This is a genomic window from Streptomyces sp. NPDC100445 (assembly GCF_044759735.1).
In the GTDB taxonomy this organism is placed as follows: domain Bacteria; phylum Actinomycetota; class Actinomycetes; order Streptomycetales; family Streptomycetaceae; genus Streptomyces.
This window is the reverse complement of sequence record NZ_JBIVZV010000001.1, coordinates 1146358-1161400: the sequence shown is the minus strand read 5'-3', so window position 1 is coordinate 1161400 and position 15043 is coordinate 1146358. Positions and strand designations below refer to the sequence as shown.

Genomic DNA, 15043 nt, shown 5'->3' with positions numbered 1-15043 from the left:
GACTGCGACCGGAACACCACCGGCCGGCTTCGAGAAGCCCGCTCCGGGGCACTACCACTCGCCGAACCGGCACAGCGGCGGGAAGTGGCGCATGCGCCAACGGCGGTTCTGCGGCGAGGCCTTCACCTTTGCGGTCGTCCACCGCCGGGCCGGAACGGACAGAAGCCGTCCCCGCGGGCCGAACGCAACCGGCCTGGAGTCGTACTACCTCGGTGGGCTCGCCGTCGTCGCCGTCTTCCTCGTCGTCCACACGGCCCTGGCCAACCACCGCGGACACCGGACAGCAGCAGACCAGCTGACCACCCGCGTCGATTCGGCCGGGTTCGACCTGTGGCTGCTCGGGCTTCGGGCCCGCGCTGTGCGGATGGCGAACTTCACCAGTCTGCGTGGCCAGGGACTCCACGAACCGGTACGGGATTCGGTCGAAGTCGAGGAGGCTCATGTTGACGGCGCTGGCGGGTCGGCCACCCGGGCCGGCAATCCCGGCTCCGAACAAGCGCGTTGAGAGCGCCGCGCTCTCACTCCTGCCGACCCGCGCGTGGGCGGGGGCGGGCTCGTCGTCCACGATGTTGACAGGTCCGTCTGGCCAGTCGAGCGCGGCCAGCGCGGCGCTTGCCGTGTCGGCGACGTGGAAGAAGAGGCTCACCGCGTCGTTCACCACGGCGCTCCCGAGAAAAGCGCGCCGACCGGTCGCCCGCCAGGGCCGTCGCGAAAGCGCCGCCCGGTGCGTACCAGGTGCCGGGCCCGTACAGCAGGCCGTGGCGCAGCAAGACCGCTGTCTCCAACTCGGCCGCCGTCTCCTCCACCCGGAATCCGGCGGAAGCCGCGAAAACGGCTGGGGTCGGCCGGATCACCGCACAGTCGATCTCCTGGGCAGTGCCCGCAGGGCGTATTCGGCCGTTGGTGGCTCCATCGGCGCCGGCGAGGTCGGTGAGGCGCCCGTGCGGCGTCGTCGGCCATGCCGGTCACGCTCACCCCAGGCCTTAGGCTGCTCATACCTCATTACCTATAATCTATAGGTAAGTATCTACTGGCTGTAGGGTGACTGGGAATAGGTGATGGTTGTGGTTCGGGCAGGACTGAGCTCGGAGCGGCTGACGCTCGCCGGTGCGGAACTCGCGGATGAGGCCGGTTTCGACCAGGTGACCCTGTCGGCGCTCGCCCGGCGTTTCGACGTGAAGCCGGCGAGCCTGTACGCGCACGTGACGAACTCGCACGATCTCAAGACCCGGATCGCGCTGTTCGCGCTGGAGGAACTCGCCGACCGGGTCGCCGACGCCGTGGCCGGGCGCGCGGGCAAGGACGCCCTGACGGCCTTCGCGAACGCCTACCGGGACTACGCCCGGGCGCACCCCGGCCGGTACGAAGCAGCGCGGTACCGGCTCGACCCGCAGACCGCCGCGGCCAGCGCCGGAGTCCGGCACGCGCAGATGACACGGGCGATCCTGCGCGGCTACGACCTGGCTGAGCCGGACCAGACGCACGCGGTCCGCATGCTGGGCAGCGTCTTCCACGGCTACGCCTCCCTGGAGGCAGCCGGCGGCTTCGACCACACCGACATCGCCTCGCAGCAGTCCTGGGCCTGGACCCTGAACTGCCTCGACACCGCGTTGCGCAGTCAGTCGACCACCTGAGCGGCCGCGTCACCCGCGAGGGCTTCCCTGTGCCGACCCGACGCCCGACACCCCCACCGCAGAATGAGCAGCCCTGAGGCAATGAGTACCGAACGGAACCTGATCACCACCCCCGTCACCGCCGACTTCCTGCGCGGACACCTCGACGTGGAAGAGACTGCCCACGGCCTGCTGCCGCACCGGCTGCCTGCCTGGGCGCGCCGCCAGATCCCCGACGACCTGCTGGCCGTGGCCGAGGCCCAGCCCTCCGGTGTCCGGCTGGCCTTCCGTACCGGCGCCACCACCATCCGCTTGGACACCCTGCCGACCAAACGCGTCTACCGGGGCTTCCCGCCCCCACCGGACGGCGTCTACGACCTCCTGGTCGACGGCCGCCTCACCGCCCAGGCCACTGTGGTCGGCGGGAACCTGCGCACCATCACCGACATGCAGACCCAGAACGCGGAGTTCACCCCGGGTCCCGCCGGCACCGCCCACTTCACCGAACTCCCCGCCGGCGAGAAGGACATCGAGATCTGGCTCCCGCACGCGGAGATCACCGAGGTCATCGCCCTGCGCACCGACGCCCCCGTCGAGCCGGCCCCGAAGACCGGGCGCCGGGTGTGGCTGCATCACGGCAGCTCCATCAGCCACGGATCCAACGCGGTCTTCCCCAGCACCATCTGGCCCGCCGTGGCCGCCTCCGCAGGCGATGTGGAGCTGATCAACCTGGGATTCGGCGGCAGCGCGCTGGTCGACCCGTTCACCGCCCGCGCGATGCGCGACACCCCCGCGGACCTGATCAGTCTCAAGCTCGGCATCAACGTCGTCAACAGCGACGCCATGCGCCTGCGCGCCTTCGTCCCAGCCGTCCACGGCTTCCTCGACACCATCCGCGAGGGCCACCCCACAACCCCCGTGCTCCTGGTATCCCCCCTCCTGTGTCCGACCCACGAGAACACCCCCGGACCTCTCATGCCGGACTTCTCCGGTGGAACCCTGAAGTTCCAGGCCACCGGTGATCCGGCCGAGACCGCGGCCGGGCGGTTGACGCTCACGATCGTCCGCGACGTCCTGGCCGACATCGTCGAACAGCGGTCCGCCGAGGACCCCAACCTCCACTACCTCGACGGACTCGCCCTCTACGGCCAGAGCGACCACGACGAGTTCCCCCTGCCCGACGCGATCCACCCCAGCCCCGAGGGACACCGTCGCATCGGCGAGAACTTCGCCGAACTCGTCTTCGCGAACGACGGGCCCTTCGCCATCACGACCGGCTGACCCGGATACCCGCGGCCTGCGGGCAGAGCGTGCGAGCCTCGAGTCCCTCTCCGAGAACAGGCAGCGCGCGGCTGATGGCACCCTTTGCGTTGTGTACCGAACAGGCCACTTCTAAGTTCATGGGCACCAGATATCGTGCCCGGACATCGGTGGACGACGGATGGGCAGGCTCGCGTGGACCCGCACTCGCGCAACGGTCATGCAGTCGTGCTGGAGCGGCGGCTCGGTATGTTCGATGCCGTGGTCATCGGCCTGGGGTCGATGATCGGTGCCGGGATCTTCGTGGCTCTGGCGCCAGCAGCCCGGGCCGCGGGCTCAGGCCTGCTGGTGGGGCTTGCGATCGCCGCCGTGGTCGCGTACTGCAATGCCACGTCCTCGGCTCGCCTCGCCGCGCGGTATCCGCGGTCCGGTGGGACCTATGTGTACGGCCGGGAGCGGCTGGGCGAGTTCTGGGGCTACCTGGCCGGGTGGGCGTTCGTGGTGGGCAAGACCGCGTCGTGTGCGGCGATGGCGCTCACAGTGGGGTCGTACGTGTGGCCGGGGCACGCGCATCTCGTCGCGGTGGCTGCCGTGATCGCGCTGACGGCAGTCAACTACGTAGGCGTACAGAAGGCTGCGTGGCTGACGCGGATGATCGTGACCGTCGTGCTGCTGGTACTCGCGGCCGTGGTCGTGGCCTGCCTGGCCTCGGGGGAAGCGCGATCCGGACGGCTGGACGTCGGGGCCGACGCGTCCGTGACCGGAGTGCTCCAGGCAGCCGGGTTCCTGTTCTTCGCCTTCGCCGGTTATGCCCGTATCGCCACCCTCGGCGAGGAGGTACGAGACCCGGCGCGCACGATCCCCCGCGCCATCCCCGTCGCCCTGGGCCTCACCCTGGTCGTGTACGGGAGTGTCGCGGTGGCGGTGCTCGTGGTTCTGGGGCCGGCAGGACTGGCGGGCCGGGCGGCGCCGCTGTCCGAGGCCGTCCGGCAGGCAGGCGTCGATGGGCTGGTGCCTGTGGTACGCGTGGGGGCCGCGGTGGCGGCGCTCGGCTCGCTGCTCGCGCTCATCCTGGGGGTCTCGCGTACGACGCTGGCCATGTCCCGGGACAGGCATCTGCCGCAAGCCCTGTCCGCGGTCCATCCGCGCTTCAATGTGCCGCACCGTGCAGAGTTGGCCGTAGGAGCGGTGGTCGCGGTGTCGGCCGCCTCGACCGATGTGCGCGGTGCCATCGGATTCTCCTCGTTCGGCGTGCTGGTCTACTACGCCGTCGCCAACGCTGCCGCCTGGACTCTGACGGCGGAGGAAAATCGACCGCACCGCGCGATCCCCGTGGTCGGCTTGGCGGGCTGCCTGGTCCTGGCCTTCACTCTGCCCGCCTCGTCGGTGTGGTGGGGCGTGGCTGTGCTGGGCTTCGGAGCGGTTGCATACCGGGCATGCCGCGAGGTGAGGGTCCGTCGTCTGCCCTGACCAGGACGTCGTTCCTCGTGGCGTGATGGTTCGTCGAACTGTGCATGGCGAATCTGGTTGAGCGGCTGGTGCCGGACGAGTTGTGGGAGCTGATCCGGCGGGCGGTACCACTGGCCGAGGTCATCCGCCCGCAGGGCGGCGCCCGCCGGCGGGCCGGTGATCGGGAAGCGCCGGCTGCGATCATCCTCGAGGCCGCGTCAGGGTGTGCCTGGCGGTACCCGGTGAGCGTATGGGCGGGATACCGCGAACACGCGGCTGCGGCCCGAGGTTGTCATGCGAGGCCGAGCACTCCCTCGCCTTCGTCGGCATCTCAGTCGCGCCATCCGTTGCCGACGGCGCCGCCCGCGCCCACCTCACCCTCGAGAGCAGATGGTGCCGGGGCCCTCACCGAGGAACCGGCCGTCCCCGTCCCAGCGGCTCCGAGCGACACCCCTTCACGTACCCGCCCGGCCTCCTCGGCGGGGCGCGGCCCGTCCTCACATCCCGGCCGTACCAGCGTCGGTGAGCCCCGGAGCCAGCGCCGGGAACCAGAAGACTGCGACGGCCAGGACGATCGAGGCGATCCCTACGGCACGGGCCACCAGGCGACCGACCGGAGCGAGTTTCTCAGCGGTGATCACGGCGGCCAGAACCACCATGGCCCACAGATTCATGACACCGAACGCCGCCAGCAGCACCATCAGCGACCAGCAGCAGCCCAGGCAGAAGGTCCCGTGGTGGGCCCCGGCACGCACATCGCGCGAGGCCCCCGGGTACGAGGCGTAGCGCAGCATCAGGCCGATCGGCGAACGGCACCTCGCCAGACAACGATCTTTGAGAGGCGTGAGCTGGTAGACGCCGCTGACCGCGAACACGGCAGCGGCCACTGCCGTCCCCGCCGCGGGAGGAAGACGCGCCACCCGGCCGAGGCCGACAGCCAGCGCATACGCCGGCAGCCCGGCCGCGGCCCAGACGAGCAGGTAGGCGACCGTGAAAACGACCATGCGCGATGACCTGTGCACGGTGATGGTGCGTGCGTACAAGGCGGCGACGGGTGCCGTGGCGGGCAGCATCATCGCAGTCATCATCAGCGTCCACACGGCCAGGAAGGCGGCTAGGCCCAAGCCCATCGTGCCGGGCATCGCCGGCATGCCGCCCCAGCGCGTCACCATCCAGACCCAGGCTGCGGCCGCCACGACCAACAACAGCCCGGCAGGGGCCACCCGGATGCGGACGGTAACCGGCCCACCGGTCATCCCGACCACGTGAAGGGTGCCGAATGCCCGTTGCCGCCCGTGAAGTCCCAGGACCGGCCGTACACGCCGTCGCCCGTCGCTCGGGTGGACCGGGCGATCGTCAGTGTGCTGTTCACGGGGTGGAACATGCCCGTCAGGCCCATCACCGGGCCGTCCTCGCCGAACTGCGGGGCGACCTGATCCTCGATCTCGATGTCGATGGCATCGCCCACCCGCGCGACGTGATGGCGACCGTCGTCCCGGTAGTCGATGGGGACCCGCTCCACGCCGAGGATGTCGCCGATCAGCGGAGTGAGCCCCGCCATGGGGCCGCCCACCTGGCCCGAGAAGACCTTGCCCAGCGCCTCCGCCTGGCCGTCGTCGGCTGAGGCGTCGACGTACAGCGCCACCTGCCAGCCGCCCTCGGCCATCACCCGCGGCCCGTCGATGAAGACGGCCACACTGCGGTCGGCGACGTCGACGCCGTCCACGTCGCCGCTGTCCACGTGGAACGCGAAGGTCACCTGGCAGCGCTCGTGGTCGGCCGGTGCGGTGAGGCCCGAGGTGGTGCAGGGGCACACCACGTCACAGTTACAGCTCTCCAGGTACGTGCCGTTCAAATTCCAGGGCATGACTCTTCCTCCCTGTTTTGCGGCCCCCGGGGGCAGGGGGATGCATCGAGAAGGTCCGCTCCACCCCGGTGCCGCTCTTTTCCAGGTTATTCCTGAAGCGCGCTCTCGTGCACATCTGCTCTCAGTGCAGCTCACCGGCCTGGCACCGGGGCAACCGTGACCTCATAAGCACGCCTCGCGACAGCGATACGACCATCAGCAGCGGTGTCTTAGCCGTCGCTGCCGACTTATTCGCCGGGGACGGCTTTGCGTGCAGCGTAGGACCAGGTGGCCTGCTGGCGAGTGGTGAAGCCCGTGCGATTCCAGTGGAAGAGGATGTGCCGGGCACGAAATTCCGGCAGGCCGAGTCCCAGTCGGTTGGTCTGCGTGGCGTCCTTGAGGACTGGCCCTCACATTTCGGCCCGGCGCATTTGCCCGCCCGCCCTCGTCAATGGTCGTCTGTGTAATCGCGATGTCCCCGGCCGTCCCGACATCACCCCAGCGGTCCTCGGGCTTCCGAACCAGGTGTTGGGCGGGAGACTCACGGTGCCGGACGCGTAGTGGGCTGGGTGTCCTGTGGCATCCGGACATGGGCGACCGGTACCTCACGTTCGAATGGATCGGCATGACGTCCGACAACGCCGACTATGCCGGCCGGCGCACGACCGGGGCGAAGAACGGGCACTTCGCTGTCGTGCCACTTGGTTGGAGCGGTGACCTGCCCCCTGGCGCACGTGCCACGGCGCGGGCGACCAGTCCCTGGATCCTGGTCATCGGCCGGACCTTGATGGACGGCGAAGGCGATGTACCGAACGTCCGGGCACTCCAACGGCACTACCGGCTCACGCCTATGCGTCTCTTCGGCACTTCGAGACGCCGAGGACCTGCCGCACGACCGGGACGTACTCGTTCCCGAACTGGCGGCTATGGCGGACGAGTTCGATGTCCTCGGGGCTTTTCTGAATGGGCCGCGCCCACCCAAGCGGCCATCAGACCACCACCGAGAGGAGGTGCAGGAGGACCTGATCCTGCGGCCGAAGAACGGCGTGGCCGGCATCGTTCAGGACGAGCTGGGCAATACCTACGACCTCAGTATCCCGTTCCCGTTGCGCACCGAGGCCTCTGGCAGGGGTAGGACGTGCCCGACCGTCTCCTCATCAACCGGCCTCCGCCTGTGACTCGACGTCCTCGATACCCGTGGGTCGTCCGGCCCGGTTCCAGCGGAGGTACAGGCCGACGGCGATGAGGAGCGTGGCCACCATCGACAGCACCGGCCAGCCGCGCAGGAGGTTCACCACGAGGGTGAACGCCACGGCCGCCGCAGCGATCCCGTTCATCCAGGCCAGCGCTGTCTTGCCCTCGCCGCGGGCGAAGCGGGTCATGGCGAGCAGGCCCACCAGGAAGCTGACGAAGACGGCGACCGCGTAGAAGAGGACGAGCTCCTGCTCCTGCCCTGCCGCCGCGACGATGATGACCGCGGCGGCCGCCAGGTAGACCACTACGGACCAGTACGGGGTGTGGTGGCGGTTGATCCGGCCGAGCACCGGAGGGAGCACGCCCGGTTGTTCGGGGCTGCCGGACAGGGCCTTCAGCAGACCGGGGCCGGCTTGGAAGGAGGAGCTGGCGGCGGCGAGCAGCAGCAGCGAGCTGGTCAGCTGGAAGGCGCCGTAGAGCCAGCCGGGGCCGGCCGCGGCGTGGGCGATGTCGGCGATCTGGGTGGAGCCGCCGCCCGGTATGCCGATGTCCAGTCGGACGGCGAGCGCGGTCAGTGCCAGCGTGAGGCCACCGACGATCACCACGAGCAGGGCCAGGGTGCCGCGGCCGAAGCGGCGACGGTGGGTGTCGTCGAGCTGGCCGAGCTGGGCGATCGCGGTGGACGGCGCCTCCACGCCGGTGGCCAGGGCCATGGCGACCGGGAAGGCCAGCACCACGGCGAGCATCGCCGGATGACCGGGATCGTGCGGGGCGACCGCGTGGCCCGTGGCGTGGGGCGCGGCGAAGCCAAGGACCAGGACAGCCACGGAAACCACCACGAACGCCACTGTCATGACGGCGAACAGCAGCCGCCCGCCGTGCCCGAACCAGGTCAGGCCGGCCACCACGAGCAGCAGGACGAGGGCCAGCGGGACGCGGAAGGCCGCCAGGTCCGGGAACAGGGCGATCACCGCGCTCGACGCCGCCGCGATCGAGATGCCGATCGTGAGGACGAAGTCGACGACCAGCGCGCCCATCGGCAGGAAGGTCCAGCGCGGCCCGAACGCCCGGGCTGCCGCCGCGGCCGCACCGCCGCCCTTGGGGAAGCGGCGCACGAGCTGCCAGTAGTTGGCCGTGACCACGACGACCAGTCCGATCACCAGGCTCATCGTCGGCAGCAACAGCGCCAGATCCCCGTGCAGCGCCCGCAGCGCCGCCTCGATCGCGTAGGCGACGGAGGACACCGGGTCGGCGATCACCGCGAAGGCGAACGCGAAGAAAAGGACGGAACGGCGCGGTGTGCGTCCGTGCGGTGAGACATCGGTCGCCGATGTAACGGCGGACCCAGCGATGGCCGGCACGTGAAGACCTCTCATCGGAGGAACAGAAGGGACCTCGCCGACCAGACTTCCCGGCACACCGGCGTCAACACTACGTCAGGAAGACAGCACCGGCGCAGCAGCAGGCCGTCAAGGAATCGTCAAAGCGGGCAGCGACAACCAGCTGTGCCGGTTCTGCGGGGGAGGGGGTGGCCGGCTCCCGTTCGAACGGGAGCTGGGTGACCATGTGATACTGCGGCCCTCATCTGTGAGAGGAACCGATCCATGCCGTCGCACAGACGCCCCCTCCTGCCCTGCCTGACCTTGGCCGCGGCGCTGACCGTCGTAGGCACGGTGGCCCTGTCGCCCGTTGCCGCGGCCACCGCCGGGGTGACCACCTCGCTGCCGGCCCGCACCACGAGCGTGCCGGCCGTCGGCCAGGTGTCCGGCTCCGGGCAGGCGGTCGTGTGGAGCCAGCGGCCGACCACGGGCACCCGCGCCCACGGCTGGCTGTCGCTGTCCGGTGGCACTCCGCAGGACCTCGGTGCGCTGGCCGACACCGACGAAGGCGTCCCGGTCGACGCCGTCTCCGTCCAGGGCTCCGTCGTGGCCGTCGCCACCTCCGCGAACTCCAACGGCGGCCTCGCCGACCACGTCACCCTGCGCCACCCCGACAGCGGTGACCGGGAAGAGCTGGCCGTCGCCTACGACAGCTCCGGCGCGGCGGGCGACGAGCGGTACCGCGGCCAGGCGGGAGACGGAATCCTCGTCCAGCAGGCGTACTACGACGACGACTCGCAGTACCGGGTCCGCCTGGTGTTGCGCACCTCCGCCGCCGACCGCACCCTGCTGTCCGGTGACGCCCAGTACACGGTGCTGGCGTCGGACGCGCACGGGGCGCTGGTGCTCCGCCGGACCGCACCGTCCTGGGAGCACCGGATCGTCTACGTCGACTTCGCCGACGAGGCGACCGTCACCGTGGCGGAACCCGACACCGACGCGCTGCCGCAGGGCCTGGAGTTCACGCCCACCCGCGTCGGTGTCGTCGACGGGGCGAAGCTGACGGAGTGGCGGAGGACGGCGCCCTCGGACGGCCCGGTGACCGTCACCCTGCCGACCGACCGGGCCCGCTGGATCAGTGACGACACCCTGGCCTGGTACGAGTGGAGCGCGGACGGCAACGAGCTGTACGCCATGTCCCGCGACGGCTCCGCCCCCGCCGCCGACCTCAAGGGCACGTTCGGTGACCTCTCGGTGGGCGACGACGGCCGGATGCGTGCCGCGCTGTACCGTCCGGACGTCGACGCCGCGGTCCAGACCCTGACCGGGGGCCGAGTGTCCACCGCGGCCGGTGACGCCGTCGCGATCCCCGCCGGTCCGGCCCGGCTCGACGCTCTGGCCCTGTCCGGCGGCACCCTTTACACGGCCGACGACTCGTCCCGCCGTACCGGCGTGCTGCTCTCGTCCCGTCTGACGGTCAGCGCCTCCGGTGCCTCGGCAACCGCGCCGTCGCGGGTCCTGGCCTACTCCGGCGGCATCGTCCACCGGACACTGGCGGCAGCCGGGAGCCGGGTGCTGGTACAGCAGGGCAACGCCTATGAGGTGTACGCGAACGGCACCCGGGCCGGCATCCCCCTCCAGCGGACGGAGCCGGGGCTCGACAAGATCGTGGACTTCGACGGCGACCGGCTCCTGCTGTCGGACCGGACCACCTCCGCCAACGACACCCTGCTGCTCTACACCGTCGCCACCGGCGCGACCGAGCGCGTGCCCCAGGGCTCGGCCCTCTATGGCGGCAACCTCTACTCCACGGTGAAGACCGACCTGTCCACCTGGGCGATCCGCCGCACCGACCTGGCCACCGGAGCCGTCACCACCGTGACGACGGTCGACTGCCTGCCCGGCGATCTCCAGGTGCGCGGCCCGTGGATCCTGCTGAACACCTGTGGGGCCGCCCGGACCCAGGGCCTGCTGCTGAAGACGGGGAGCACCACCCGTACGACGGTGGACTCCTCCCTCCTCGCCCCGGTCCTCGGCACGGACGTGCTCTACACCTTCCCCAAGCTCGAAGGGGCGGACATCGCCCTGAACGCCCAGGCCCTGGGGGTGACGGGCGCCCCCGTTCGGCAGCTCTTCGTCCTGCCGGAGAAGGCCGACAGTGCCTCCGCCGAGCGGTGGACGGTGGACCGCGACGCGCCCTGGGCCGCGTGGATGGGCGCCGACGGCGTCACGCACATCGTCTGGGCCGGCGCCCCCGCCACCACCGCCGCCTCGGCCCCGGCCGGGTTCAGCCCCAACGGCGACGGCAAGTCCGACACCTGGGCGCCGAAATGGACGTACAACCGCCCGGTGACCTGGACGCTCACCCTCAAGTCCGGCACCACCACGGTGCGCACCCAGACCGGGACGGCCTCAGGCGGCAGCGTCGCCCCGACGTGGAACGGCAAGACGGACTCGGGCGCGACGGCGGCCGAGGGCTCCTACACCTGGACCCTTACGGCGAAGGACACGGTGACCGGCGCGACCGCCGCGGATGTCAGCGGAAAGGTCGCACTGCGCAGGACCGTTCCGGTCGCCTCCGTCACCGGTCCCGCCTTGGCCGCCGACTCCTCGGCCGGCGCGGTCGTTCCGGTCGGCTGGACGGGGAAGACGGCGGGCGTGACGTCGTACGACGTGGGCTGGAAGGTCGCCACCCGCAGCAGCACGGGCGGGTGGACGCTGGGACCGCTCCAGACCTGGAAGACCGGCACCACCGCGAAGTCGGCGGTCTTCGGCTCCTCAGGCAGCCCGGTCACCCCGAAGCCGGGCCTGACGTACCGCTTCTACGTACGCGCCCACGACGACGCCGGCCAGACCGGGGCCTGGAGCGCCGCCGCGGCCAGCGGCATCCCGGTCGACGACCGCTCCTCGGTCCTGGCCTACAAGGGCACCTGGACATCGAAGTCGGTGACCTCGGCCTGGGCGAAGACCGAGCGGGTGTCCGCAACCCCGGGCGCCACCGTGTCCTTCACGGCCGACGGCACCACCCTGCGCGTCGTCGCGACGACCGCGCCCAACGGCGGCCGCTTCCAAGTCATCGTCGACGGGACCACGGTGGGTACCGTGAACACCTACTCCGCCGGCACCAGTTACCGCAAGGTGGTGTTCACCCACGCCCTCGGTACGAAGATCGCGACGCACAAGGCCCAGTTGAAGGTGATCTCCGGAAGCGCGGCCGGCCGCTCCACCGTTCGTCTGGACGCGGTCATGGTCACCCGCTGACCCCTCCGGACATCAGGGCTCCCGGGGCGCGTGGCGCGTCCCGGGGCCGCCTTGCGCATCGAGCCGTCCGGCGAACACCGGAGGACGGCGTGCGAGTGCCACCGCCGCGCGGCCGCCTCGCTCCAGGAGGTCACCGCGCCGCGTCGGGCGGATCCGCGCATCGCGGCGGCGGTGGAGCGGCAGAACCGGGCGAGGCGCGTGCCGTTCCGCGGAGCGTTCTTCGAGACCCACGTTTCTCCCGGCTTCTCGGTCGTGCTTGTGGCGGGCCGACGTCGTTAGACGATATGCCGCGCGTATCGATGTGCGGCCGCGTGTGCGTCACCGACCGAGAGGGACGTCCGATGGCCGAGGCCTACTTTGCGTTCGTGTACCCGCCCGCACCCGAGGAGTTCGTCTTCAAGCTGACGGACGACGCCAGGATCGGGGAAGCGCGCAGGATCCTGCGCGGTGAGCAGACCGACAAGACCCACGTGATGGGCAGGATCCGCAAGCAGGCTGCCCCGTACAACCCGGGCTGGAGCTACCACCTGGACCCGGACACCATCCAGTTCTTCACGATGGCCATCGAGGTCTGCGACGCCGGCATGCGTTACACCGAGGACCACTTGGACGAGGCCGGGGGCGCTTTCCTTCCCGGCTCCCACTGGTGCCCATGGGGATCCCGCCTCCTGCGCGAGGTCAACGGCCCGGCGGCGGCCACCGGCGCACCCGCATCACCCACGGCGCTCCAGACCAAGAACCTGGCGAGTGGCTGGCCGGCCCTGAAGGGCACCACGTTCGCCTCGGGCATCGACGCCGCGTGCGGCGTGCCCGACAGCGGCACCGACCTGTACCTGTTCAAAGGCAATCAGTACCTGCGCTACCGCGTCACCGAGGAGAAGATCACATCCGGGCCCAAGAGCCTCGCCGAGGGCTGGTCCGGCCTGAAGGGCACCGCCTTCACCTCGGGCATCGACGCCGCGTGCGGCGTGCCCGACAACTCCACGGACCTGTACCTGTTCAAGGGTGACCAGTACCTGCGCTACCACGTCGGAAACGAGGAGATCACCTCCGGCCCGCAGAGCCTCGCCGACGGCTGGTCCGGTCTGAAGGGCACCGCTTTCACCTCGGGCGTCAGCGCGGCCTGTAGTGTGCCCGGCCAACCCACCGACCTGTACCTGTTCAAGGGCGCCCACTACCTGTGCTACCGCGTCACTGACGAGAAAGTGATCTCAGAGCCCGACAGCCTGGCTGCGGTCTGGGGGGTCGACGGCGTCTTCTCCGGCGGAGTCGACGACGCCTGCCGCGTACCCGGTAACGCCGGCGACCTGTATTTCTTCAAGGGCGACCAGTACGTGCGCGTGCGTTAGCCGAGCCCGATGTACCACCCGGAGAACGCGCCGGCTCAGTCGGCAGCCGGGTGGTACAAACACACTCGTGGCGTTACCCGGCCGGCAGTGTGGGCAAGTGCGTACGCCTTCGGCGCCTGACTGCCGTCCGGGCCTTCCGAGTGACGGTCATCACGGATGCCCCTGGTCTGGTGCTGAGTAGGCTCGTGCCGTCAGGGCGGTGAGGCACGGGAAGGGCGCACGAACCCCTCGTCCAGCCGACTGGCGACGCGTCAGGCGAGTCGGCAAGTGGTCAGCATGAGTCCTGAGAAACCTGGGGGCAGCTGCCCGGACGTGCGACTCGTTGTAGGGTGTGGAAACAGCCCTTGACCTGCAAAAAGGCAGGCAGGGAGCCGTCTTTCGGGAGTTCGACATGCTGCGCACCATGTTCAAGTCCAAGATCCACCGCGCCACCGTCACCCAGGCCGACCTGCACTACGTGGGATCGGTGACCATCGACGCCGATCTCCTCGACGCCGCCGACCTGCTGCCCGGCGAACTCGTGCACATCGTCGACATCACCAACGGTGCCCGGCTGGAGACGTACGTCATCGAGGGGGAGCGCGGGTCCGGGGTCCTCGGGATCAACGGGGCGGCCGCCCACCTGGTCCACCCCGGCGACCTGGTGATCATCATCAGCTACGCTCAGGTCACCGACGCCGAGGCGCGCGTGCTGCGGCCCCGGGTCGTGCACGTCGACGCCGGCAACCGGATCGTCTCCCTCGGCGCCGACCCCTCGGCGCCGGTGCCCGGTTCCGAGCAGCAGCGCAGCCCCCAGGCCGTCCGGGCCTGACCGGGCGCGAGTACCAGACCAGGACCAGTACCAGGAGCGCGTGTGCCCATGGGTGACACCGAGATTCGCGACGACCGGGCGGCGGGCCGTCTGGAGGCCCTCGACGGCGGAGAAGTCGTCGGCCGCATCGAGTACTTCGTGCTGGAGTCGCCCGCGCGCGCCCTGGTCCCGGTCCACACCGTCGTCGAGACCGCCCACGAGGGCAAGGGCATCGCCGGCTCACTCGCCCGCGAGCTGTACGCCCTCGCCGAGCGGGAGGGCGTCCCGGTGGCGCCGCTGTGCCCGTACGTCGTCAAGTGGGCCGAACGCCACCCCGACGTCGCCCCGCCCGCCGACCCGGAACTGCTGTCGGCGGCGAAGGACTGGCTGCGCGCGTACCCGGGACGGTTCTGAGCGGGCCGGAGGGTCCCGTGGCGGCCGCTACCCATCCGGTCGTGGCCGCCGCCACCCACCCGGACCCGTCCGGTGCCGCCGTCGGGTGAGTGCCGGGGCGGTCCTCGGGTAGGCGGGGGAGGAGTCCAGAGGCGACGCTTCGTGACTGCCGGAGGACAGGACCCATGACGAACCCGTATCCCGACCCGGTTCCGCCCGGCCCGACACCGGGCCCGGACCCGACCCCGCCGGATCCGTACCCCAGCCCGGTGCCGTCCCCGGAACCCGGCCCCGGACCCACGCCACCCGGCCCCGCCCCGGCACCGCCCGCGCCGGGTCCCGACCCGACCCCGCCTCCGGCACCGCCCCATCCCGGGCCACCCGGACCGCCGGACCCCGCACCGGTACCCCCGGGGCCGGAGCCGGTGCCGAACCCCGAACCGGGCCCACCGCTCAGCTGACGGCACCGCGCACCGGGCGGGGGGGGGGGGGGGGGGGGGGGGGGGGGGGGGCGCCGGCCCCCCCCCCCCCCCCCCCCCCCCCCCCCCCCCCCCCCCCCAACCCCCCCC

The 15043-nt window shown here is 70.9% G+C and carries 12 protein-coding genes and 1 pseudogene; 10 read left to right on the top strand and 3 right to left on the bottom strand.

Annotated features, from left to right (window positions below; genetic code table 11):
- Positions 1–91: 91 nt before the first annotated feature.
- From ACIQVT_RS05015 to ACIQVT_RS05000, 4 genes are all read left to right on the top strand, one after another.
- Positions 92–505: a hypothetical protein gene (locus ACIQVT_RS05015; protein ID WP_403747576.1), complete on the top strand. Its 414-nt coding sequence runs from the start codon at positions 92–94 to the stop codon at positions 503–505.
- A gap of 559 nt (positions 506–1064) precedes the next feature.
- Positions 1065–1634, top strand: a complete 570-nt coding sequence (locus ACIQVT_RS05010) for a TetR/AcrR family transcriptional regulator (RefSeq protein ID WP_403747574.1) — start codon at positions 1065–1067, stop codon at positions 1632–1634.
- 81 nt (positions 1635–1715) lie between these two features.
- Positions 1716–2894 (top strand): GDSL-type esterase/lipase family protein, encoded by a 1179-nt coding sequence (locus ACIQVT_RS05005; RefSeq protein WP_403747571.1) that lies wholly within the window; start codon positions 1716–1718, stop codon positions 2892–2894.
- A 228-nt stretch (positions 2895–3122) separates the two neighbouring features.
- On the top strand, positions 3123–4343 hold the full coding sequence (locus ACIQVT_RS05000) for an APC family permease (protein WP_403747944.1): 1221 nt from the start codon (positions 3123–3125) through the stop codon (positions 4341–4343).
- A gap of 476 nt (positions 4344–4819) precedes the next feature.
- Here the strand turns inward: ACIQVT_RS05000 and ACIQVT_RS04995 are convergent, their stop codons facing one another.
- Positions 4820–5578 (bottom strand): DUF2182 domain-containing protein, encoded by a 759-nt coding sequence (locus tag ACIQVT_RS04995; RefSeq protein ID WP_403747569.1) that lies wholly within the window; start codon positions 5576–5578, stop codon positions 4820–4822.
- Entirely contained in the window at positions 5575–6189 is a 615-nt protein-coding gene (locus ACIQVT_RS04990; RefSeq protein ID WP_403747566.1) for a DUF1326 domain-containing protein, read from the bottom strand. The genes ACIQVT_RS04995 and ACIQVT_RS04990 overlap by 4 nt, the downstream gene beginning before the upstream one ends.
- 430 nt (positions 6190–6619) lie before the next feature.
- Here ACIQVT_RS04990 and ACIQVT_RS04985 point away from each other — a divergent pair.
- Positions 6620–7006: pseudogene (locus tag ACIQVT_RS04985) on the top strand (DUF1254 domain-containing protein); the annotation flags it as partial.
- Positions 7007–7094: 88 nt separating this feature from the next.
- A complete protein-coding gene (locus ACIQVT_RS04980) occupies positions 7095–7346 on the top strand; it encodes a hypothetical protein (protein ID WP_403747962.1) in 252 nt (83 codons plus the stop codon).
- Here the strand turns inward: ACIQVT_RS04980 and ACIQVT_RS04975 are convergent.
- Complete coding sequence (locus ACIQVT_RS04975; RefSeq protein WP_403747562.1) at positions 7326–8723, bottom strand: amino acid permease; 1398 nt, start codon at positions 8721–8723, stop codon at positions 7326–7328. The two genes, ACIQVT_RS04980 and ACIQVT_RS04975, sit on opposite strands and share 21 nt — an antisense overlap.
- A 243-nt stretch (positions 8724–8966) precedes the next feature.
- Here ACIQVT_RS04975 and ACIQVT_RS04970 point away from each other — a divergent pair, with 243 nt between their 5' ends.
- The 4 genes from ACIQVT_RS04970 to ACIQVT_RS04955 all read left to right on the top strand — a co-directional run bounded on the left by ACIQVT_RS04970 (position 8967) and on the right by ACIQVT_RS04955 (position 14495).
- Complete coding sequence (locus ACIQVT_RS04970; protein ID WP_403747559.1) at positions 8967–11942, top strand: hypothetical protein; 2976 nt, start codon at positions 8967–8969, stop codon at positions 11940–11942.
- Positions 11943–12283: 341 nt separating this feature from the next.
- Entirely contained in the window at positions 12284–13291 is a 1008-nt protein-coding gene (locus ACIQVT_RS04965; protein WP_403747556.1) for a hypothetical protein, read from the top strand.
- Positions 13292–13682: 391 nt separating this feature from the next.
- Positions 13683–14102, top strand: a complete 420-nt coding sequence (gene panD / locus ACIQVT_RS04960) for an aspartate 1-decarboxylase (protein ID WP_403747553.1) — start codon at positions 13683–13685, stop codon at positions 14100–14102.
- A 48-nt stretch (positions 14103–14150) separates the two neighbouring features.
- Complete coding sequence (locus ACIQVT_RS04955; protein WP_403747548.1) at positions 14151–14495, top strand: GNAT family N-acetyltransferase; 345 nt, start codon at positions 14151–14153, stop codon at positions 14493–14495.
- The last annotated feature ends 548 nt before the right edge of the window (positions 14496–15043 follow it).